This window comes from Photorhabdus heterorhabditis (genome assembly GCF_001280945.1).
In the GTDB taxonomy this organism is placed as follows: domain Bacteria; phylum Pseudomonadota; class Gammaproteobacteria; order Enterobacterales; family Enterobacteriaceae; genus Photorhabdus; species Photorhabdus heterorhabditis.
In genome coordinates, this window is sequence record NZ_LJCS01000035.1 from 27522 (window position 1) to 50266 (window position 22745).

20 protein-coding genes and 1 pseudogene are annotated in these 22745 nt (G+C 37.4%); 6 read left to right on the forward strand and 15 right to left on the reverse strand.

Annotated elements, in window-relative coordinates:
- Positions 1 to 31 precede the first annotated feature (31 nt).
- Positions 32 to 1516, forward strand: coding sequence for an insulinase family protein (locus AM629_RS12920; protein WP_054479554.1), 1485 nt, complete (start codon positions 32 to 34; stop codon positions 1514 to 1516).
- A gap of 92 nt (positions 1517 to 1608) precedes the next feature.
- Here AM629_RS12920 and AM629_RS12925 read toward each other — a convergent pair whose 3' ends face one another.
- From AM629_RS12925 to yhjD, 4 genes are all read right to left on the reverse strand, one after another.
- Positions 1609 to 2499, reverse strand: a complete 891-nt coding sequence (locus AM629_RS12925) for a LysO family transporter (protein WP_054479556.1) — start codon at positions 2497 to 2499, stop codon at positions 1609 to 1611.
- Positions 2499 to 3257, reverse strand: coding sequence for a 2OG-Fe dioxygenase family protein (locus AM629_RS12930; RefSeq protein WP_083451922.1), 759 nt, complete (start codon positions 3255 to 3257; stop codon positions 2499 to 2501). Before AM629_RS12930 ends, AM629_RS12925 begins: the two co-directional genes overlap by 1 nt.
- A 412-nt stretch (positions 3258 to 3669) precedes the next feature.
- Positions 3670 to 3876: a 2-hydroxymuconate tautomerase family protein gene (locus AM629_RS12935; protein WP_012776434.1), complete on the reverse strand. Its 207-nt coding sequence runs from the start codon at positions 3874 to 3876 to the stop codon at positions 3670 to 3672.
- Positions 3877 to 3929: 53 nt separating this feature from the next.
- Positions 3930 to 4925 (reverse strand): inner membrane protein YhjD, encoded by a 996-nt coding sequence (gene yhjD, locus AM629_RS12940; protein WP_054479558.1) that lies wholly within the window; start codon positions 4923 to 4925, stop codon positions 3930 to 3932.
- 256 nt (positions 4926 to 5181) lie between these two features.
- Here yhjD and AM629_RS25260 point away from each other — a divergent pair.
- From AM629_RS25260 to AM629_RS12960, 3 genes and pseudogenes are all read left to right on the forward strand, one after another.
- A pseudogene (locus AM629_RS25260) lies at positions 5182 to 5792 on the forward strand (Hcp family type VI secretion system effector).
- Positions 5793 to 5794: 2 nt separating this feature from the next.
- A complete protein-coding gene (locus AM629_RS12955; RefSeq protein WP_054479563.1) occupies positions 5795 to 6154 on the forward strand; it encodes a tlde1 domain-containing protein in 360 nt (119 codons plus the stop codon).
- The gene (locus AM629_RS12960) at positions 6118 to 6591 is read left to right on the forward strand and encodes a hypothetical protein (RefSeq protein WP_152912000.1); all 474 of its coding nucleotides are present in this window, start codon (positions 6118 to 6120) and stop codon (positions 6589 to 6591) included. Before AM629_RS12955 ends, AM629_RS12960 begins: the two co-directional genes overlap by 37 nt.
- A gap of 195 nt (positions 6592 to 6786) precedes the next feature.
- Here AM629_RS12960 and AM629_RS12965 read toward each other — a convergent pair whose 3' ends face one another.
- The 6 genes from AM629_RS12965 to AM629_RS12990 all read right to left on the reverse strand — a co-directional run bounded on the left by AM629_RS12965 (position 6787) and on the right by AM629_RS12990 (position 16392).
- Complete coding sequence (locus tag AM629_RS12965) at positions 6787 to 11229, reverse strand: hemagglutinin repeat-containing protein (RefSeq protein WP_054479567.1); 4443 nt, start codon at positions 11227 to 11229, stop codon at positions 6787 to 6789.
- Positions 11230 to 11290: 61 nt separating this feature from the next.
- Positions 11291 to 12958: a ShlB/FhaC/HecB family hemolysin secretion/activation protein gene (locus AM629_RS12970; protein ID WP_054479570.1), complete on the reverse strand. Its 1668-nt coding sequence runs from the start codon at positions 12956 to 12958 to the stop codon at positions 11291 to 11293.
- A gap of 682 nt (positions 12959 to 13640) precedes the next feature.
- Complete coding sequence (locus AM629_RS12975) at positions 13641 to 14204, reverse strand: AidA/PixA family protein (RefSeq protein ID WP_054479572.1); 564 nt, start codon at positions 14202 to 14204, stop codon at positions 13641 to 13643.
- Positions 14205 to 14240: 36 nt separating this feature from the next.
- Positions 14241 to 14762 (reverse strand): AidA/PixA family protein, encoded by a 522-nt coding sequence (locus tag AM629_RS12980; protein WP_054479574.1) that lies wholly within the window; start codon positions 14760 to 14762, stop codon positions 14241 to 14243.
- A 471-nt stretch (positions 14763 to 15233) separates the two neighbouring features.
- A complete protein-coding gene (locus AM629_RS12985) occupies positions 15234 to 15854 on the reverse strand; it encodes an AidA/PixA family protein (protein WP_054479576.1) in 621 nt (206 codons plus the stop codon).
- A 16-nt stretch (positions 15855 to 15870) separates the two neighbouring features.
- The gene (locus tag AM629_RS12990; RefSeq protein ID WP_054479578.1) at positions 15871 to 16392 is read right to left on the reverse strand and encodes an AidA/PixA family protein; all 522 of its coding nucleotides are present in this window, start codon (positions 16390 to 16392) and stop codon (positions 15871 to 15873) included.
- Positions 16393 to 16878: 486 nt separating this feature from the next.
- Between AM629_RS12990 and AM629_RS12995 the strand changes: the two genes are divergently transcribed.
- Positions 16879 to 17607 (forward strand): autoinducer binding domain-containing protein, encoded by a 729-nt coding sequence (locus AM629_RS12995; protein ID WP_054479580.1) that lies wholly within the window; start codon positions 16879 to 16881, stop codon positions 17605 to 17607.
- A 261-nt stretch (positions 17608 to 17868) separates the two neighbouring features.
- Here the strand turns inward: AM629_RS12995 and AM629_RS13000 are convergent, their stop codons facing one another.
- Entirely contained in the window at positions 17869 to 18462 is a 594-nt protein-coding gene (locus AM629_RS13000; protein WP_054479582.1) for an inclusion body family protein, read from the reverse strand.
- Positions 18463 to 19020: 558 nt separating this feature from the next.
- On the opposite strand from AM629_RS13000, the gene AM629_RS13005 reads away from it, so the two are divergent.
- Positions 19021 to 19749 (forward strand): LuxR family transcriptional regulator, encoded by a 729-nt coding sequence (locus AM629_RS13005; protein ID WP_054479584.1) that lies wholly within the window; start codon positions 19021 to 19023, stop codon positions 19747 to 19749.
- Between the two features lie 597 nt (positions 19750 to 20346).
- On the opposite strand, the gene AM629_RS13010 is transcribed toward AM629_RS13005, so the two are convergent.
- The 4 genes from AM629_RS13010 to AM629_RS13025 all read right to left on the reverse strand — a co-directional run.
- Positions 20347 to 20616 (reverse strand): type VI secretion system PAAR protein, encoded by a 270-nt coding sequence (locus tag AM629_RS13010; RefSeq protein WP_054479586.1) that lies wholly within the window; start codon positions 20614 to 20616, stop codon positions 20347 to 20349.
- 60 nt (positions 20617 to 20676) lie between these two features.
- On the reverse strand, positions 20677 to 20925 hold the full coding sequence (locus AM629_RS13015; RefSeq protein WP_054479588.1) for a hypothetical protein: 249 nt from the start codon (positions 20923 to 20925) through the stop codon (positions 20677 to 20679).
- A gap of 141 nt (positions 20926 to 21066) precedes the next feature.
- Positions 21067 to 21423, reverse strand: a complete 357-nt coding sequence (locus AM629_RS13020) for a hypothetical protein (RefSeq protein WP_054479590.1) — start codon at positions 21421 to 21423, stop codon at positions 21067 to 21069.
- A 409-nt stretch (positions 21424 to 21832) separates the two neighbouring features.
- A partial coding sequence (locus AM629_RS13025) for a hypothetical protein (protein WP_054479592.1) occupies positions 21833 to 22745 on the reverse strand: 913 nt, incomplete at its 5' end.

Below are 22745 nucleotides of genomic sequence, written 5' to 3' on the forward strand. Positions count from 1 at the left end.
AAACCAAGGATAGACATCTATAGGGGCTTACATGCAGGGTACGAAAATTCGTTATTTTATTGGTGGGATAATACTGGTCGTTGCAGGCCAGACGCAGGCAGAAGTCCTGCAACCTGACCCTGCCTGGAAACAGGGTAAGCTGGAGAACGGTTTTAACTGGCAAATTTTACAGACACCACAACGTCCTAATGACAGAATACAGTTGCGTTTGGTCGTGAAAACAGGTTCGCTAGCGGAGAAAACTCAGCAAACAGGTTATACCTGGCTGATTCCTAAAGTCGCTCTGTTCAGTAGTAAAAGTTTATCTTCTGCCAAACTGGAACAGCTATGGAACAGTGCCATTGATCCGAAATATCCGCTGCCTCCTGCTATTGTTTCATATGATTTCACCCTCTATAGCTTGAGCTTGCCACATAACCGCCCTGAATTACTGAAAAGTGCGTTAAGTTGGTTGGCTGATGCTGCGGGTAAAACGGCGTTTACGCCAGAAACCTTACAACATGCTATGAAAATGGCCAATACATCGGTAGCAACTTATCCACCGGATATACAGGACCCGGTATGGCGTAGACGCCTGAAAGGTTCAACCTTGTTAGGGCATGATCCAGCTCAGAGCGCTGCTCACCCTGTTGATTTAGATAAACTTAAGCAGTTTTACCGGCAGTGGTATACCCCTGATATGATGACGCTGTATGTCGCGGGCCACGTGGATAGCCGTACTCTACCGGAAAATATCGGCCAGGCGTTTTCATCATTGAAAGGCAAACGTCATACTCCAGCGACTGTTGCAACATTGTCACCCATGAAACCGGAGACAATCGGGATCATTAGCGATAAAAATAAAGGAGATACCTTATCCCTGATTTGGGATCTTAACTGGCAGCCGATTAATGATTCACAAGTGCTTAGCCATTATTGGATTAGTGATATTACCCGAGAGGCACTTTATCGCTACCTGCAACTGGGGCTTGAGAAAAAAAATGATAAGGCGCTGAAATTGGGATTGGACTGCAAAGTTCAGTATCAGCGTGCGAGTTGCGCTCTGAATCTCAATACTACGGCAGGTAATCTAAAGCCAGCAATGGAATATCTGGCGGCTGAATTAGTGACATTGCGTGATAAAGGATTACCGCAAGGGCAGTTTGATGAGTTGTATACGCAGAAACAGACACAGCTCAAGCAACTATTTGCCATGTACGGCCATACCAGCACGGATATTCTGATTAATCAGCGCCTTTTATCCCAACAAAGTAATGTTGTGGATATTGCTCCTGAACAGTACCAGAGTTTGAGGCAAGCCTTTTTGGCTTCCTTGACACCTGAAATGCTTAACCATGAACTAAAATATATCCTTTCGCAAGAAGTCGCGTTTGTTCTAATTCAGCCAAAAGGGGAGACAGAGATGGATGTGAACCAGTTAAGAGATAACTTTGATCAGATAATGTTGCCTGCATCGCATAAGGTTGATCCTCCGGCACAACCGCCGGAATCCAAACCGGAAGCAAAGGCTTCTTGAAAGATAACAGGTATACCTTTCCTACAGAATAAATAGGGTCATAGCACGCTCTTCTGCTTATTTTAAGCAGAAGAGCGGAGTGGCTAAAAAAATCAAACTAGTCCAACAAATACGGATATAAATAATGGCGCTAACAACGTTAGTACAAATCCACTTGCGATTGCATATTTAATATCCTCATTAGTACAATTTTCTTTAATAAATGGTAAAGCTGAGTCTAATGCTGCTGCACCAGATATCCCTATTGCGCCTTGAGGATAACTTTTCCCAAGAAAATAAAGGAAGAATATACTAAATATTTCTCTAAATAGATCAGTCATGAAAGACAAAGATCCATAATGAGGATTTGTCATTGATGTCACCATAGGTCCAGATAATGAAAACCACCCATATCCACTCGATATTAACATAGACTCACTGATAGAATAGTCAGTCAACATAGAAAACATCAGCGCGCCAATAACAGTACCAGCGATAGTGAAAATAGGGATTTTAATGTGATTAATTTTTATATCCTTAAAACTAAAATTAACCAAATCTAACCCTACAAGTAATATCAACGTGTATAACGCATAATTACTCGAGATATTGTATTCTGCTAAGGATAAATTTGTAAACTTATAAACTAAAACGCCTAAGCAGAAAAACATTATAGCTTTAAAACACCCAATAAATGGATCTAAGAATGATTGCTTCCCTTTTTTTTCAATCTGGCAAAGTTTTCTTTTAAATAATATCAAGAATGTTGATATTGATATTAAAGAAGATAACACTATGGATTCAATGATAATTGATGTTCCCAGGTTACTATTTATGAAAACTTCACCTAATTCAATTCCCATCATAAAAAGTAGAAGCATAACTATCATAGTTATACTTCCTACTAACTTTGCCTTGATATTTTCCTTGATTAATTTACCAAGAAAGAAACCTAGAGCCAGTAAAAAACAGATAATAAGAATTGAAGTGATTGACTCCTTCATTATATATCCTGTTTAGTCATTGAGAAGTCTATAAGGATCATGCTCCTTTCTGACTCGCCACCATCTTCTTTTAACGTAATATGAGAGATATAATGGCTGACTAATTCGTCGCATACCGCGAAACTCTCTAGGAAATTTTCTAATGTAAACTGACTGATTATTTCGTCGTTACTAACCTCTTCTATTTTTTTATTCCTAGCTGAAACTTTTCCTATATAATTTATTCCGCCATCGATATTTTCACTTCTATTTATTAAATGAGCAAACGTAAAAGGCTCACCGTCTTGGTGGAAACAATCAGGAGAACTAAATCCGGGTAGCTTATTATCCGAACACTTTACCTTAACAAAGTGTATTCCAACATATATGGGTAGATATTGCTCACTTAGCCCAAATGTATTCTTAAAATCATCAAGAATTATATTCTCTAATAGTGCATTATTTTTTACTTCATCACTTAATGCTCTAAAATATCTCATGTTTTTATGTTCTGGATTGTTACTTCCTTGATCATAACCAGATAAATTATTGCCGTTATCATCCTTTACTGTTGGTAACCAATACAACTTGGGTTCTTTTAACCATGGAATAATGATGGCATTTCCATACCGACGGAATCGGGAAACTTCGGCAGGAGCATAAGTGTCGGGTTCCAATTTACTGAATTCATTTAATAAGTTACTTTTATCTTTCTCTGAATACTCCAGATTTAGTTGATAATGGGAGAAGCCTACAGATTTTAAGTTATTCTTAGCCATATTATTAAAAAAATTTATGTTTTATTGTAATGTGATGATATCAAAAATGAATATTATGTCTATAATTATTTTAATTTTAAATTAACAAATACATAACTAAAAATGAAGCAATAAACGGAGGGGAAATCGCTAAAAACTTAGTAGATTTACTAATGCTTATTTGATGTCTGTAACTTAATTAGTCACATAAAGAAAGGGTTACATCACAATGACGTCAATGAGGACTCTTTGACGATAGGATATGCAGAAGAACAAGCCCATCCTGGAAAAAATTCTGGCATAATAAATAAACAGGCATAGAGCTATCTCATTGAATTATTGGAATAACTAATAAGATCACAAAACTCTATGCCTGCCTCGTTTTACGAGGATACCTTAGCGGAAATACCGCCTTTATCATACTAAAGTCGAGCTATTTTTTAGCTGCGGCTCTAAGTTCAGTCACATTCTGACCGCCGATTCCCCAGTTATCCGTTTCGACTTCATCAATGATAACAAAGGTTGTTGCAGGATTTTTACCCAATACATCGACCAGTAACTGAGTCGCTCCTTCAATCAATTGCTTCTTTTGTTCTGCTGTAGCACCTTCACGGGTAATTCTGATATTAACAAATGGCATAAACAGCTCCTTTCATGAGTTATTATTGGCAGATGAGATCTGCCAGGACACACTTATTCGGTATTTTTATCTTGATTATTATCTGCGGTGGCTATCCAGGCAGCGCAGAATAACGTTAAACGGGCAAAGAGATAGAAAAATGTCATCAAACCAATAACAGAGCCGAATGCGGCACCAGAAGGGGAACTGGCGAGGCGTGGCAGTGTCATGGTCATAATATACTTAATCACTTCAAAGCCGATAGCTGCCATCAACGTCCCTTTCAACAGCGCCTTGCGTTCTGGCTGGTGGTGGGGTAACACCCAGAATAGCCACAGGAACAGCAAATAATTAGCTGCAATAGAAATTGCCAAGCCAATCAGGAACCAAGATGGCCGCAGCCACTCAATGCCACTTAATCCTAATATTTCGACGATAATTGCCTGTGCAGATCCAGCGATAGAGGTCAGCGACAGCGTGATAACCAGCGCTAATAGTAGCCCAATTAAAGAAATGGCATCACGAATATATTTAAAATAGATCTTCTTTTCGTCTTCTTGATTACGTACCCAAACAGGGTGAAATTGAGCGAGAATAGCTTGGCGTAAATTACTTACCCAGTTCACACCGGAATAAAGAGCAATGGCTAAACCGGTTAACCCCACCGTAGTACGTTGTTTAATTGCGGTATCGACACTATTTTTCAGCGTATTGGCGAGCGTCGGATCACTAATACTGTTTGCGATACCATTGATCAGTTTTGCCAGCAAATCGGGATTAGAGGCCAGAATAAAACCCGCAATGGCGAAAGAAAGCATCAGGATTGGGATAAGTGATAAAAATGAAAAATACGTTATTGCGGCGCCAAACTGATTACCCATCCGATCATGAAAGCGCAGCGTTGCACGAATAAAGTGAGCGACGACAGGAATATTGCGGATGTAATTTCCTACTCTGACCGTCAGAGAAAAGGCTTTTTTACCGTGATGAATTCCCTTCTCCAAAGGTGTTCTGGATAACCTTTCCGGCTGATGTGCTGCTATTTCCTGTTTTTCTGCATCCTTTGGCATGTATAGCCTCAATAGTTACTTTGAATAAATATGAGTGATCTCATAATGCCATATTTCTACGAGATTACTCTGTTGTCAAATGTGAGCTTTTATCCAAGTGATATGTTGTCTGCTTAACGGGGAGAATGTGGTCACGATAAACTTTCGGTAACGCTGATTTTCCAGACGGCAGTCGAGGATAAAAATTAACCTTTCATTTATTAATCATATAGGTGTAATATTAACCATTGAAACAATAACTCAGGAGGTAATTAATATGGCTATACCGGTTTATCTTTGGCTTCAAGACGATGGTGGTTCAGATATAAAAGGATCTGTAGACGTAATGAGCCGAGAAGGTAGCATTGAAGTGTTGGAACTTATGCATACTGTCGAGTTACCAACGGATGATATGACAGGAAAGATTACAGGGAAATGTGTGCATGGTGGATTTGCTTTTGAGAAAGAAATCGATTCATCGTCACCTTATTTATATATACCCAATAGATTTCAAGATGGATCGCGACGGCAAGGGAGCGAATCCCCGGGAGCATAGATAACTATGTGACCGGGGTGAGTGAGTGCAGCCAACAAAGAGGCAACTTGAAAGATAACAGGTATAAAGCATTAAGTATAGGGCAAACCTTAAAGAAGGCTGAGTTTAGATTCTATAAGATAGATGACTCTGGTAAAGAAAAGGAGTATTTCAAAATTATATTGGAAAACGTTAGAGTTTCTTCTATTGCTACATTCATGCATGATATTAAAAATGGTGTTTTTGAAAAACACACCCATCATGAGTATATTGATTTAAGCTATGAAAAAATAACGTGGCATTACATTGATGGAAATATCATTCATTCAGATAGTTTGGTTGAGAGGGGATAAATATGTGGGTATTTCAGGTTAATTCGGGCAAGCTATATCATGATGGAACCTTCATTGCTAAAGGATATTCTGGTGCTGTTGGATTTAAAAATAATACAGACAATGAATGTATTCCCTTCAAAGGACCTCTGCCTCACGGAAGTTACAAGATAGGTGCCCCTCATTACAGTGTGAAAACAAAAGCTTATACTTTATCTTTATACCCGAATAGCAGCAATAGTATGTGTGGAAGGGATGCTTTTAAAATTCATGGTGACAACAGGAAACATCCTGGAACAGGCTCTGACGGTTGTATTGTTCTTAGTTTATCCATCAGGAAACAAATATGGTGCAGTGGCGATCACGATTTAACGGTCGAATAATATTAATGTCTGTGACTATGTTGTCACTGTCAATATCTGCTATTGCAGCGGGACCTGATTGCTCAGATATAAACGGATGGGCAACCCAGCTTACTGCGAATAGTTTGGATGACTTTGGGATTGATAGACATAATATCGATTTCGATAAAACGCAAACATCATTAATTCTTTCTGAGAAATTAAATGAAAGTGAAGTAGCTATTATTTTACAACGTGAAATAGCTAAGGCTGAAAGGGGCAAAGTACTGAATGATAAACATGAGTTTGATGATATTTATTTATCTCAGCCGATTTATAGGCAAATGTATCATGTAACATTTACCAACAAATCTAGGGGTAGACTCAGTTTCATAACAACGACTTTAGCTTCAGATGATGAATGTTCTATTGGTATAGAGAATATTTACCAAATTTTAAAGGAAATAAAAAAATATTGATGCTGGCTTTATTTAAAAGCCACCTTCATCAAGGTGGCTTATTATCTTATGATTTGATATATAAAATATTTGCATTGGATGGTCAACTGTTAAAGATGGTTTGCCTTGCTCATCTGCTGAAAAGAATATGAGTTATGAAATATCAACGGCAATAAAAAGATCCTTCCTTGGAAGGATCTTTTATAAAAGAAAAAATTATTGAGACTTATGGTTAATTATTTCACCATGAGTTATGCCATTTTCTGTCTCATTACTATAGGTTTTCACCAAAGGTATTTTGCCGGACAATACACCTTCCTGAACGGCTTTGACTATTCCGCTAACAGAATCAGGTAATGCAACGTTACCTCCTTTACCATTGTCATAACCTGTGACAGATTGTTGCTCTACATTTTGGGTATTAAGAATGACATTGCCTTTCTCGCTACTAATCTGCCCGCCGATCAAATGTGTATTTCCTTTTACCTCCAGATTAACGCCCTGATGACCGGAAATAACGGATTGTTCGCTGACACTTTCCCGATCTTTGATATCGACATTGCCTTTGAATTTACCTGTAACACCATTAATACCTTTAATGTTATTGATAGTGTTAAATGCGGAGGTTAGCCTTTCCTGCAATCCTTTCTGTTGTGGCTCTTCTGTTGGGGTTTTAGCTGGATCGTCTTTTGATACATCATCTTTAGACGAATCATCCAAAGACGTATTATCTTTCGTTACCTCATCTTTAGGTGCGTCGTCACTTTTTACTTTGGATTCTTTCGCGTAATTAAGACCCGCATCAACACCGACATTCAATCCATGTTCAGTGTCTTTACGGCTTTCGACCCGCAAGTCACCGCCAATGTTACCTGTTACGTGATCTGCGTCTATCCGTGCTCCGCTAATTGTTGTATCACCGCCACTGTTGATGATGACATTTTCACCTTTGATATGGCTATTATGCTGAGTTGTTGCTTGCAAGCGATCAACGCCGGCTTTTAGTTCTCCGCCAAAGTTCTGCTTTGTGGTGGTAGTTGTACTGTCATCTTCCGCTTTTTTGATGGAGCTTGAATGACCACCGTTGCCTTTCAGATTGAATTCCCAACCATCGTTATTCACTCGATCCTGAGCTGATACCAACTCAACATTACCTTGTTTAGCATTCAGGTCGATCTGTTTACCTGTCACTGCCGAGCCTTTCAGCGTCAGGTTATTACCTGCTTCCAGTTTGACACCTTGCTGACCACCAATTTCACTCACCTGAGCTGTACTGCTATTTTTGCTATCTGTGTTGTAACCGCCGCCGAGACCGATGTGAAGATTCTCGCCTTCTGGGGAGTTTCCGCCTTTAGCAGAAGCTTCACCGTGATAACCGGTTGTGGTTTTCGTTGTGCTGTTGGTGGCATGATCAAACCGGATATCACCTCCAGCGTCTATATTGGTTTTGCCGGTGTCAGCCTTCAAAGAGGTACCTTGATATTCAGCATCCCTTGCGACACGGATATTAATGTCATTGGCTGCGGTAATCTGGCTGGTAACAGATTGGGTTGTGGAGGTGTAGCTGCTTTGGGTGCCGCCTTTACCTTTACCATTCGCGGAGATATCTTCGCCGGTTGTGGTATAAACCCGCAGGTCAGCATTGCCGCTGGTTTCACTGTGGCTGCTTTCGTGGCGATTCTGCGCTGCTTCACTGGTATGGTTGCCGGCTCCCAATGTAACGTTACCCTTGTCGGCGTGGTATTGAGTACCTTGATCATACAATTCGCCATGGGTTTTAATAACGACATGGCTGGCTTGAACCGATGTCACAACGGCTTCGGACTTTTTGTTCTCTGTCTGAATGCTACTGCCGTTGGCTGCCAGATCGGCTCCCAGATTGGGGGTACCTTTCTTGGTGAATGTGCCATCCAGCGCGGCTTTAGCAGGTTCTTTCACGGCTTTCTCAACTGGGCGGGTGACCGCGCTGTAATCTATATTGACGCCAATATCGGTGCCAACCTGTAGTTTACTGTTGGAATGGGATGCCGTATTGGTGACGGCCAAATTGCTGACTTTACCTGCCTCAGCAGTGTAAGTGCCATTAACTTTATGGTTTGTACCTTCCTGAACTAACTCACCATTGGCTTTAATATTCAGATCACCTGCGATCTGAGAACCAGAAACCACGGCGGAACTATTGGTATGAGCGCTGTTATTGCCTTCATAGCCACCGTGAATACCGGAACCGACTTTATCTATTCCTCCGGTGAGATAAACACCGACATGTTTTTTACTCTGAAACTTCTCTGCAGATTTTTTATCTTCCGCAGCTAACAGATGAACATTGGTGCCGGTAATCTTCGCATCACCCTGAGTTGTCACCAGATTGGAACCACTGAGGATAACGTCTTTATCCGTATCGATAGTGATACTTCCTCCGCTCAAGGTGGACGTTTTCTGGATTATCGTCTGATTTTTCTGATTGTTACTGGTATGTTCAATCCCCACGCCAGCACGATACTGCTTATCCGTCTTTTGTTGGAACTGACTTTGCAGATCTAAAGAGGTGTTTTGTTTATCAACCTGTTGCTGTTCGCCATAAGAGCGTACCTTAATATTACCGGATGTCTTTAAGTCGAGAGTGCCAGCACTTCTTACCTGACTGCCAACAACATTGAAATCTTCATCACCGAGTAATTTGAGATCAGCTTCAGAAACTAACTCACTGCCATGGGATTTCTGTTGTTTGTTGTTGGTTTTTTGTGAGCCATTGGTAATGTTGAATACGGTTCCCGTTCGCTCGTCAATGTTCTGATTAAGATGACTGACCGCATTATCGATCGTTAATTCGCCGCTATTGGCATGAACAAAAGCACCTTGAACCGCTTTGACTTTACTGCCGGTAATGGATATACCCTTTTGGCCTGACAGCAATAAACTTCCGTTGGCCGTCAGTTCAGAGGCATGGCTGGTTTCTTTCAACTCATTGTTGTCTTTATTATCACCACCGCCAATCCCGCCCCAATATTTCTTATCATCACGTACAGCATGACTATCAGCGATTTTCTGAACATTGATTTGCAGTTCTTGACCGGCATTCACGGTCATATTTTGACCTGCGTGAACTTTCGCGCCAAGAATGTCAACTTGGGTTCCTGCTTTAATATTAAGATCAGTTCCTGCTTGTAATTCGCTGGCGATCAAACGCTGAGTTTGTTTACTTTCTTCCCAACCTCCTGTCTGCAATTTAGCTGTGTGATTTTTCTTATAACCTGTTTCTGCGGTTTTTTCTGTTTCAGTCAGACCGGCAATTTGGACACCTTTTTCCGCGGTAATAGTCAGTTTATCCCCGGCATCTATTTTGCTACCCAGGATCTTAACGTCACCTTCTGTCGCGTTTAAAGCCACACTTTTTTTCGCCTGAATATTGTTTCTTTCCTGATGCCGTTTTTCACTCTCTTGAGTCACATCGTGTCGCCAGGTATAACCCTGTTGGTTATCAATATTCTTAGTGGTTTGAATTAATTGCTGCCCATCTAAAGTCAGATTAGCGCCACTGAGATTAACACCGTCACCCACTATATCCGTGGCGGTAATCTGGTTATTATTATTAGCAACTAACGAGATATTTTTACCGGCTAATTTAGTCCGGGTCAGTGATTGGCTGCTTTTACTGTCATGTGTATAACGTTCATTGAAAAAGCTTTGGTAATTATTACTACCGTCACGATGATATTTCGATTCGCTGACTTGGCCTTTTACCTCAATATTATCGCCCAAGAGATCAACATTTCCGCCTTGTAGATGTGCAGCTGTTAAATTAAGGTTGCCATGAGAATTCACAATAATCTCGTCACTGGCAGTAAGAGAACCTTGTAGATTCACCCCGCTGCCTTTTGCTGTATTGAGCAGATGAATACGTCCGGCTTGCATACTGCCGAGATAATAGCTATCCAGTACGCCAGTCAGCTCTTGCTGAGAGTCAAGTACTTCTCTTGTGGCTGAGATTTTATTCGCACCACTGATAGCATGAATCGCTTTTTGAGCCGTGACGGTGCCCCGGTTATCAATTTTGGGTGCGATAAGATCAAGAACCGCATTGGCGGTTAGGCCACCTGATTTAATTTTCAAACTATTCTGATTATTAAAGGTGTTAAAACCTTGCAGATTGCCTTGTTCCACCAGTGGATTACCAACGACCAGAGAAGCTTGGTTGGTATTGATAAAACCACATCCATTACATGTAATACCGTTCGGATTTGCCAACACATAATCTGCGGCTATGCCAAAAACTTCCTGTTGCCCTAATAACAGGGAAGGATTTCGGCTGATAACTTCATTCAGAATCAGGCTGGCGGCTTGGCCATTTAGATTGGGGTTAGCCGCGAGTTGGCCTGCTAATTGTGATTGGCCATCCTGTAAAGCGTTATTCAGAACGGCACCTGCATGGCCGACGTTATAATCCAAATATTGGTTATGTGACAGCCCGGAAGCAGAAGGGGGCACGATATTAATAACCGTTGCTTTACCTTCGGTAGCTAAAATATCGGGACGATGTGCCGAATCGCCACCACCAACGATTTCATTGGCAAAGCTGGTAGAACAGGACACAAGGATGATTGCCATGGACGCGGCAAGCTTGCCGGTAGGAGATAACTTGAATTTTTTATTTTTCATACATGAGTCTCTATATATTATTTATATTTATGTGCACAACATTGGGTACTGCTTAAAACCATCAAAAGGTGTAAGAAAAACGGGTTAGGACTTGAACGGGTTCATCAACGGCTTTGCGGTTGGAAAGCCATTTCCCGCGACTGGCTTCGATATCGAACACCATGCGTTGGTATCTCAACGTGGCTCCGGTGCTTATACCCGCACTACTTTGCCAGCCTTGAGGGCTGCGATAGCCTTGAACTTGGCCGACATCAATACCGATACGCATTGATAATGTACTGTTGGCAATTGGGAACGTGCGGGACAGCGTATTTTGCAGATACCAGCCGTTATCGCCGGATAGCGTATTTTTGCTAAATCCCCGTACCGCATTTCGATCAGAGATATTCAGCCATTCGACACCGGGTAAACTGCGCCGGTTGTATTGCCCATAAAACAGGTTATTGAGCTGATAAGGGGAGTTGAATAACGTAAACCGCTGATACAGGTTGACCATCAACTTACCTTTGGTGAATTGTTCATTGAGATAAGTCGTGGCAGTTTGTGCACCGAACCAAGGTAACCCTTGCTCAACACTCAGATTCAGCGTGATTAAACCGGTAGGGATAATTTGTAAATGGTTAACACCGAGTTCAAATACACTCAGCGTCTGGCTGCTGACACCAATCTTGGCGTCACCAATATAATTGTTGTAATTCTTATAAATAAGTTGTCCGCTGACAGTATTAATCTGAGATTGATTACGATAGAAAGCAAAATCAGAACGCATCCCAACTTGCTGAGTATTCCCATAGATTTTTACGGTTTTGTTTTGCAAATGGGGATGACTGGCATATTGGGAATAACTGCCAAATCCACTGAATGTTGCTGCACCGTAGGGTACTGAATAGAGAAGGGTTGCCGCGCGACTGTAGCGATTGGATGGGCTATCCAACGTGCTGCTGACATTCAAGCTAATAAAGTCAGATAAACCAAACGGGCTATCGAAACTTGCATTTGTGCGAGCCAGCCATTTCCCGGTACTTTTCTGCCCATAATTATCAGTAATGATATTCAGCAACCAAGGTTTACTGTGCTGATTATGCAGTTTAATGACTGAACCGCCGTTCACTGTCCCCGGTAAAATATCCAGTGTGGTTTTATTGGACTGTAACCGATTAGCCTGATCTAAACCCTGATCAAGTTGCGTGATATTAAGAGGCTGTTTTTCCAGACCGGGGAACAACATACTGCTATTAACCCAACGATCACCGCCTTCGATTTTCTCAACAAACCCTTCAATAACATTTAGCCCTAACTCGCCATCTGCATCGGGAGCAATAAATTGAATACGGGCAGTGATATAGCCTTTACTGATATAGAGACGAGTAAGCTCATGGCTGAGCCGGTTAATATCATGACTACTGATACACTCTGGGGACAAAGCGCTGAGAGTATTTAAATCTCGTGCAGAGAGAAGAGAAATCCCTTTAAGGTAAACACCGGTTAATGGCAGGCACTGCCTGGATTCCGGCAATGCAGGCACAGGCGTTGATTCGGGGACGGTACTAGCCTGCTGTTTTAATTGCTGATATCGGCGTTGTTCTATTAATTGGTTAATTTCCCGAGAACTCTCTTGCAACGTTCTCCTGGCCTCAGTCATCGGCAGATTATCATTTATCTCTGCGGGTGAAGCGGTTATTTGAGAGGAAATACACCACAATATTAAAATAGATATTCTTTTTATCATACATTCACCAATAAGGATGATATTTTATTCCATAAAACAAAAGTATGGGGTTTTAGCCTGATAGGTAATTGCATGCGTATTGGCTAACTGATTAGTTATTAAAGCATATTCCAGGTTATATCATGCTCTGATTAACGAGTGGCGTTTCTTTTACATCTAGATTTTCTATTAGAAATTTCAATTAGTTGGTTATGCAGATAATAATAAGTTAATAAGAGCACTTATTTTATTGCTTATTAATGAATTAACTTAAGTGGAATGAATAACAGGAGGTGATTTTGACGGGTAATAGAATAATCATATTAGGAATATCTTTAAATAAATAGGGTGTTAAGTCAAATAAGTAATGATAAGATAAATTCCTATTCGATGTTATTTAACTTAAAAAATGATAGTATCTAATGTGATAGTTTTTATGAGTGATTTTTTATAGAAATGAATAATAGAAGGGATAGCGCTTAAATCTTAAATAGAATAATTGTCGTAAGATTGTTAACCCAGTCACATAGTTATCTATGCTATTGGGGATGTGTTCACTTGCCGCTGCGCTGCAAATTGGAATCTATTGGGTATAGGTGAAATTGATAAAACGGACAATACTGGAAAATTATTAAAATAATTTTCCAGTACAAGGTTATCTTATCTAAATACTTTTCTATTGGTTACATAGGTTATATTTAAATTAATTAATGATATTAATTACAGTATTGTCTGTAGTGTAATAACAATAACCAACTAATCCACTCTCAGGATCGCCTGTTGTTGGCGCTCTATTATAGATAGCTATATACCATGTGTACTCAACGTTACCTGGACCGGTTAGTGTAGATTGTTGATAGACATTTTTATCGCTTTCGGGTATAGGGGTATATGGTGTATTTGTTATTCCTTGTGAGGTTTCTATATTAGGCACCATAACCATAGACGTTTCTGGTAGTAATAATGGAGCCGTAATCAGTGTTGGGGGTGCTTTTGTCTCCATCTTATATAAAAATACTTGATGGTCAAATTGGGCAGATAGGCTTGAAGATCTCCATCTAACTATATCACCAATTCTACCTGTAAGTATAAGTTTATCTGAGGCATTCTGGCTTATGGAGTATATTTGATGTTGAGTGGTAATATAATAAAAATATTTCCCATTAACTTTAGTTGGATTATTTCTATCTTTGTTTAAATCAGGCATATCCGATAAGATCGATTCGACATCAGCAGCAACAAGAATATCAATAGTATTGTTGTTCATGATTTTTTCTCCATTGTTCGATATTTTTATATACTATTAACCCTTAACGATAATGAAAGGATCATGATCAATATATCCTATAAGATTTGATCCTTGGTATATAGACATATTCCAAAGATAATTTTCACTTCTATCAAATGTATCTTTAGTTGGAGCGATAGCTTCTGATTGATGATAATAACTTGTTACCTCATGACAGTTATTTGGGTCGTCGCTATCTGTATATGGAACATTAATGTTACTAATAATAAGTTGTGGCTTGCTTATATTAGGACCTACTTCTCCGCCTGACATTGTTTGTAAAAGTACTGCGTAGCCAAATTGTTGTGTTAAAGATATTGGTCTCCATCTGATAGAATCACCGCTATTAACTGTTATGATCATTTCCCCTGTAGCATTATCTGTAGGGGCATAATATGTACCTTTAGCTTTACTTCTAACTATATAGTACATATATTTATTATCTACCTGAATGGAATGGTCAGGAGACAGGTGATAGTTGTTAACGATAGATTCTGCATCTACACAAACAAGAATATCTACGATATTATTACTCATTTCTATGCTCCTTCGTTAAAAGTGCTAGATTGCTCATATTAGGTCGTTCAATAACTATTTATATAATTAATCATTAATGCTCAAAAAGCTACTAGTATAATTGATAGTTTATAAAAGAAAACTACTTATATATTTATCAATGTCTTTCTTAAATATATTTAAATCTTACCTTTAGCTCTTTTTAAGGGTGAATGCTGTTGAGTTATTTTATAGGTTGTTTCGATTTATTCTATAAATTTATATTGTTTTTTAAATCAATGAATTATTGATAAATAACAAAATCATATATAGATTCAGTACAGATATTTTAAGTAACAATAAGGCTTTTTTACTATACAGAGTTAGATATATTAAGGTGTATTTTTTATTATAATTAGTTTGCTACATACGAACTTGAGATTAACGAATTTAAATCCAATGTCGGGTTTATTATTCGCTTTATTTTATTGCAACTAGATTCAATAAAAATATTCAGTCAGTTGAACTACTAATCGTAACAGTAAGCGGCAGGCCATTTAAACCCTGTAGGCTTTCTTTGCTTGATAGACCATGAGAACAATAACCAATAAGTTTCGATCTATTATAAATAGCCAGATATAATGCATAATAAGAAAATCCTGTGTTAAGTAAAGTGGATTCCTGATAAGAAATATGCTCCTTTTGATAGGTAATAGATGGGGTTACGCTATTTTTTTGTGGAATGGGAATATCAGTGACCTCTTTAATAAGGTTTACAGGAAAAGAAATATTATTCTCACCAGTTATTTTTTTCATATCGTATAAAAGTACTTGGTATTCAGATTGGGCAGATAAGCTCGAAGCCCGCCATCTAACTATATCGCCAATGTTTCCTGTAACTTTAAGGTTACCTATATTATTATAGGTTTTCTGTTGACTTGTCATATAATAAAAATATCTACCATCACGTACGGTTGGTTTTTTGTAGTCTTGGCTAAAACTTAATTCCGATGTTTTGATATCTTGTATGATAAGTTCTACATCAACAACGATAAAAATATCAATTATTTCAATTAATTGATTGTTATTATTCTTGGGGGTTTTAAGGTTATTTGAACTATATATATTATTCATTGTGTTATCCTAATAATCATATAGGGAATGTTATTTTTCCTATTTCTAAAGGGGGATGTTTAATATATCCCTTTAGCTCTTTTTGTTGATATATAGCCATTAACCAAGAATATTTTCCCCCGCCTGATCCAATAGCCACTGATTGAAAAAAACTTTTCTTTTTTAATTCTTTTTCTATATCTAGTCTATCACTATTATTTACAATATAACTAGAGTTTATTTCACTTTGATCTAATTTTGGATTTGTTATAATCTTGTTGATAATTGTTCCTGTCATCTTATATAAAATTGCTGCATACTCAAATTGTTGTGATAGAGATATTGCTCTCCATCTAATATTGTCACCAATATAAGCTTTTATTTCCATTTTTCCATTAGTGTTATTTTCAGGAATATAGATGTTGCTAAAATTAGTAATATAGTAAAATAATTCATCGTTTATTAGAGTAGGATTTTCAGGATCTTGGCTTAAAGAAGGATATTTTTTAATAATAGATCTGGCATCTACACAAACAAGAATATCTACAATATTACTCATTCCCATGCTCCTTCACTGAACTAAGATGCTTGAAGAGTTAGTTATCACCTAATAATTGACCATTAAGGTTGAGATTTCTACTGGTATAAATCATAGTTTATATAAGAAAATTGCTGATATGGTTTAGAGGCTGACTTAGTACATGAAATACATTTGGCAATGTACCGGTGATTAATTATTTAAAAAAGAAAAAAATATTTATTTTAGATTAATATATTAAAATAATAGATTAAATTGCTTTAAAAGCAGTACAATATGCTTTTCAGATGGCTATGGAATGTGTGCATATATTGTTTGGATCAATGATAAAAATTTCAACCATATTGATATAATTCTTCTGGTTAATGAATAAAACATAGTTGGTTATCCAATTCTTCGCTTTTTTATCACAATAAATAAAAATTTTACTTATCAAATAAAATTTCTTCCACTATGATAAATATTGAGGTTCACTATCAATACTCTGAATTTCTAAGAGGGACTTGAATGAATATTCATCGACCGTATATTTCACCCTATAAATTTCATGAATTAGATGTAGATGCTTACTTTGTAGCTGAAATTTGTGAACTTATTGAAAAAATTTCAGGATTTAATTTGTTTTCTCTTGTATTAAAAACTCGTTTCCCGGTATCTGGCCGTGAAGTGCATTTTTTTGATAATTATCACGAATCTTGGAGGGCGCTTTATATAGAAAAAAAGTATTGGATGATCGATCCTATTCTACACTTCCGGCCTGTACCACCTAGTTTTTCAAGAGTATGGGATTTAGATTTTTTTTCGGAGTCCAATGGGAAAGAACTTTGGTATATGATGCAGAAACATGGGTTTCGGTCTGGGATTACATTTGGGCTGCCGGCATTTTCGGGAACTTATGGAATATTCTCCGTTGCAGGGAAAGATGGGTTGATTGATAACGATACAATGTATAAATGTAGTGGGGAGATTCTAAAGGTATATACTAGAATAATAAGATATTTAACATCACATACAAAGTATTTGCAAACATTCTATATAGATGAGACATCATTTTCGCATAGAGAATTAGAAGTACTACGGTATACCGCAGATGGTATGATCTCCAGTGAGATTGCTTCAACTATTTGCGTAACTAAAAGTACCGTTGATTTTCATCTAATGAATATCGTTAAGAAGCTGGGTTGTAGGAATAAATTCCAGGCAATCGCTAAAGCTGCATTATTTGGGTATATATAATTTTAGCTTTTGTTGTTACCGTAGTGAATAGGGATCAGGAATAGTTTTACCTGGCAAAATAGGAATAATATTTTTTTTAAGATCGAAGAGCACGTTTAATCAAATACTCTTTTCCTCTGGCAGAATTGTAATATCACAGTTCTGCTTGTTCTTTACTTAATGTTTTTATAGATATTGAGCTATATTTTATATTGTGAAAAATAAAAATACTGGAAAATTATTTTGATAATTTTCCAGTGAGAAATTACAGCATTTGGATGCTTAACTATTAGTTACTTCAATATAGGGATCATATCGATAATAACCCAGAAGCTTAGTGCCGTCATAAGCGGCAAAAAACCATGTATATTGTTCTACACCGGGTTTATGCGCTGTTGCCTGGAAATAACTATCTTTAGATTCAATAAAAATTACTGTAGGTTCATTCCCATCTGCATTAACTCCTGAAGGGACCATTGGAACTTTTTTGCCCATAGGGTTTTGTGACCAGATTTGTGATGGGACAGAGATAACATCTTCTGCTGTACTAAGCTTTTTGAATTTATACAATATAATCGTATAGTCGAAATTATTAGATACAGTTGTAGCTCTCCACCTAATATTTGCATTAATAGGAACAGTTACGCGGGCACCAGATGAACTCGCCACTTTCAGTCCAAGTGCTGGAGTATAATTAGCTATATATACATGCTGACGGATAGTTATTGGATTTGTAGGGTCCAGAGAATTTTTGATATTATTATCACGAAGATACTCAATGATTGAATCAACATCAATAACAAAGGTCACATCAGCTGTAACAGAGTTCCTGGCTGTAACAAAATCATCTTTATTCTGAATGACTTCACTCATCATAACACCTCTTTACACAATTAAATTATTCATCTGTAATTACAAGGTTAATTTGATTACTTATTATTATTCTAATAAATTTATTTTTATATAATTAACTATTAAAGTTAAAACTGCTACTGGTATAAATCATAGTTTATATGGAAAAATTACTCGTATATTTATTAGGTGATGACTTATATAGTTAAATTTATCTTAAATTACCTTGAAAATAGCTTAATATTATTCATGTGACTATATCCTTCATTTTTCAAGTTGCTGCTTTGTTGACTGCTTTCATTTACCCCTGTCACATAGTTATATATGTATGCTGGGGATACGTTCACTTACCACCGCGCTGCAACCTGAAATCTATTGGGTATATATAATTTCCTATGGTGATTAAAATTTCAATCCCATAGATATAATTTCTCTTGTTTACGAATAGCACATTTTGACGTATTAGATACTTTGCTCCTGTATAACAGAAAATGATCATTTTCTTTATTAAATGGAAGCTTTACTACTATAATAAATATTGAGATTTACTATCAATATTCTTCATTTTTCAGAGGACATTGAATGAATATTTATCGGGCATATACCTTACCATATAGATTCCATGAATTAGATGTAGATACTCATTTTGTGGCTGAAGTTTGTGAAACCATTAACAAAATTTCAGGGTTTAGTTTGTTCTCTCTGATATTAAAGGCGCGCTTTCCTATATCTAACCGTGAAGTGTATTTATTTAATAATTATCATGAATCCTGGAGAAATCTGTATATAGAAAAAAAGTATTGGATGATTGATCCTATTTTAAATTTCCGACCTGCTCCACCTTCTTTTTCAAAAGTATGGGACTTGGATTTTTTTTCAGAATCTAATGGGCAAGAGCTTTGGTATGTGAATCAGAAACATGGGTTTCGCTCTGGGATCACATTTGGGCTTCCTGCATTCTCAGGAACTTACGGAATATTTTCTGTTGCGGGGAAAGAGGGGCATATTGATAACGAGACAATGTATAAATGCAGTGGGGAAATTTTAGGTGTGTATATTAGGATAATAAGATATTTGACCTCACACACAAAGTATTTACAATTTTTCTATGTAGATGAAACTTCATTTTCAAATAGAGAATTAGAAATATTAAGATATACCGCAGATGGAATGATATCAAGTGAGATTGCATCGATTATCTGTGTAACTAAAGGTACCGTTGATTTTCATCTAATGAATATTGTTAAGAAACTTGGCTGTAGAAACAAATTTCAGGCAATAGCTAAAGCTGCATTACTTGGCTATATATAACTTATGTTTATATTTTACTTTGTACACTGATCTGGATTATTAATATTATTACTCGAATAGATTGATAGGGGGGAATAGACATTTATTTTTACCTCTGAATCTTTATTGGTACTATTATATACCCTATGGATTTCAAGATGCATTGCGGCGGCAAGAGAACGCATCCCCAGGAGCATAGATAACGATGTGACTGGGGTAAGTGAACGCAGCCAACAAAGAAGCAACTTGAAAGATGACGGGTATAAATAGGAATTGGAGAGATTTTCCCTAATGGATGAAAATAATATTTATTCAAAATATAAAAATAGGTTCAATCCAATACACTTCTCTTTAGGCAAAAATGGAATATTATAATTCTGCTTACCCTTTGCTGAATATATGTATAATTTTAAGGTTATTAATTCTCTGTAATGTGCCGATTAAACCAGTAAAGGATGAATGTTTTCTTCTAAAATGTTTATCAGTAGTGAGTCATTTCACCAGATAATCCACGGTGCTATTTATTCAATAATCCCCATTGTGCTAAGGAATCCCCCTCCTAAGTCACGAAGAGCAAAGGTGGGGGAGATACCCTCTTGTATGTCAACGCTAATCAGTTCAACCAATATTAACGCTGCCACCCCCAATGACTACGCCACCACAACTGACGGCGTCACCGGTTCTGGCTGCGGGTTTGCCATCAATAAAGACAGTGCTGGAACCGGCTGCAATAGTTCGTGGATGAGACGAATGTGGTGCTAAGCTATCGCCTTGGCGGGCGAGAGGAATACCATCGGCTTTCACACTGGTGGAGCCGGAAATCACCGATGTTGCTTCACAATCATCATGTGCTGTACCGATATCACCTATTTTTACTGCATTTCCCATCATGTTTTCCTTATTTAAGAGAAGTTAAGTTTATCTTGAAATATAATTTTCCTAGGTAGATTAACATAATAAGTCCTCTTTGTTTTTATTATTGTTTTTGTTAATAAATACAAGTGGTGAGGGAGACATAAAAACAACCCGACCATCAAGAGAAATATCAATTTTAGATTGACTAAAATCTAAAGATAAAAGCTGAATGTCAGGTAAATTTATAATTTCATCTAATCTTATTGATGAAAAATAATTATCATTATTGCTACCATTAGCTCTGACTGATTCATCTAAGAATTCTTTATGCAGTTGCTTCAATACTTTAAGATCCTTGCTTTTTAATAACGCCCAATATTCTTTATAAGCAGAAATAAGAGCTGATTGATATTTTTCTGGTAATGAGTTTATAACGTTATTTTCTGTTGAGAATTGGTATGAATTTACCCAGTTCCATACAGGCTAATCACTCTTTATGTCAAATTGTTGTGATGATTCATAATAATGTATTTCATTATTATGGTTAATCTTATTATGACCTAATGACCTTGCTAATTGTTCATTTATAGAGTTTATTTCAAGAGATGAATTAGAGGTATTATGCTCTATACTATCATTAGGATTGTATTTTATACTCATAACTGGTTTTAGATCAGGAGTTTCGAATCTATTTCTTGCTTCTAGTGTGAAGTTACATTTTGAACCAGAATCGAAAATATCCTTTTTTATATCAGGTGACTGAACTGATGACTGAGCATAAAATTGTATTGTATTATTTTTAGGTTTCAGATATTCACCTATGCCGATTAATGTATTCATCGGTTATTTATCATAATATGAAATAATTCTCATTCCATTAATAAATAACTCAATTGAGCATTTATTTACTTCAATTTCTAATCTGTAATCAATGGATTCTATTTTGTTATTTGTATAATTTCCACTTTCTTTAGATAAACCCAGTGATGGGTAATATAAATAATAATGCAGTTAGGGAGTTTTTATAATTAAACATAATGAGTTCTTATTGAGGATTAATCAATGTTGATGAATATGAGTATAAAATATTTCCTTATTAAGCTGGAGGGATAGCTCCTGTTTTAATGCTGAAAAATTGGGGCTAATCCGTATCGGTTTATAATCACGGTGAGATCTACAGATGTCACCGATTTTTATTGCATTTTCCATTAAAAAACAATATCGGGTTAAATAACCCGATATTGGTTAATTAAATCACCTGGACAAAGCGACCGTTAATTAATGAAAAAATGGGTGCGATAGTAGATAGAACAGTATCGCCATCTTCGTCAACGTAATAATAGGATATTGGAGAGTTCCTTAAATCAGATTTATTCACTAGTCTGACCATTCTACCCTGATTCATTATCTTAACTCTGTAATCATCCCAGTTAATTGGTATCATTTTGAAGCTTGTTGTTTTGATATTACGGTAAACAGATTGATCAGTGAAAATGCTCTCTTCACTTTCACCAGTTGACCAGGCCCAGGCTTTAAGCGCGACTTTTTTTTGCTCACGAAGCGTATTTAAATCTTTAGCATTATAGGCTTGCCAGACGGCCATATAAGCCTGTTGCAGTTGCTGACGTTGTTCCGGCGTATTGGTATAAGGCGTTGCTTTAATCCATTCCCAGTCAGGTAAGCCGCTGATTTTTACGTTGCGACTAAACCGATATAAGGTCATATTAGGTGGAAACTCTTTGGGATCAAAATATTGTTTCTCTATATGTCCGGGTTCTGTATTTTCGGCTTGTATTACATGGTGCACAACTGGGGTGCTGATAGCGGTGTATTTGGATTCATCCATTGGTGCTATTGCCACTGGCTGACCATTTTTATCAATCGCTACTTCAATTGCTGTTAGCACCTCGCTGTTTTTACCGCGCATGGCGATTAACTCTAACTTACATTTAGCCTCAGGGTTGAAATGATTACGGGCTTTATCTGACAGTTTATCTTGGGAAAACCAGCTTAGCGCCCCGAACTCTAGGCTGACTTCATTTTCGCCATTGGCCATTAATAGCATAGAGCCAGTGCTAGATGTGCCAAATCCCCGATTTGCTCGAGCCGAATTACGGTTACTGAACCCCGTTACGCCATTAGTTTTAATATCACAAAAGGCA